This is a genomic window from Pseudoalteromonas sp. 20-MNA-CIBAN-0454 (assembly GCF_040308685.1).
In the GTDB taxonomy this organism is placed as follows: domain Bacteria; phylum Pseudomonadota; class Gammaproteobacteria; order Enterobacterales; family Alteromonadaceae; genus Pseudoalteromonas; species Pseudoalteromonas nigrifaciens.
In genome coordinates this window covers 1-527 of the sequence record NZ_JBEOOB010000105.1, presented here as the reverse complement: position 1 = coordinate 527, position 527 = coordinate 1, and the positions used below count along the sequence as shown (strand labels likewise).

The 527-nt window shown below is 44.2% G+C and carries 1 protein-coding gene; it reads right to left on the bottom strand.

What is annotated here, in order from left to right; all coding sequences use genetic code 11:
- Positions 1-80: 80 nt before the first annotated feature.
- Positions 81-527, bottom strand: a 447-nt coding sequence (locus tag AAEZ22_RS18150; RefSeq protein WP_352298384.1) for an ATP-binding protein, incomplete at its 5' end; no start/stop codon positions are given.

The window sequence follows — 527 nt, the reverse complement described above, 5'->3', positions numbered from 1 at the left end:
TGCGTATTCCGGTGATGGTGAACACCGATTCCGGTTTTATCGTGAACACTTAAATTCCACGCATTGGGTTCATGACATTTTTAACCTAAGTGTTCACGATGGTCAATTTTAGATTGAATTTTTCTCATAGACTCCCCCTTTAATTTTATCCGATGAGCATTGTGCATTAGTCGATCTAAAATGGCATCGGCTAAGGTATTATCGCCGATGGATTGATGCCATTCTTCGGTGGGTAATTGACTGATGATGGCGGTTGATGAACTGCCGTGCCTATCATCCATGATCTCCATTAAGTCATTTCGTTGTGCCGCTTTAAGTGGCTCAAGCCCCCAATCATCTAAAACGAGTAAGTCGATCTTAGCGAGTGACTGTAACATTCGACTGTAAGTGCCATCTGCTTTGGCTTGTGTCAGCGCAAGCATCAACCTTGAGAGTCGGTAATATTTAACGCTGTAGCCTTTCATGCATCCTGTATGCGCAAGCGCACAAGTGATATAGGTTTTACCGCTACCGCAAGGGCCTGTGAT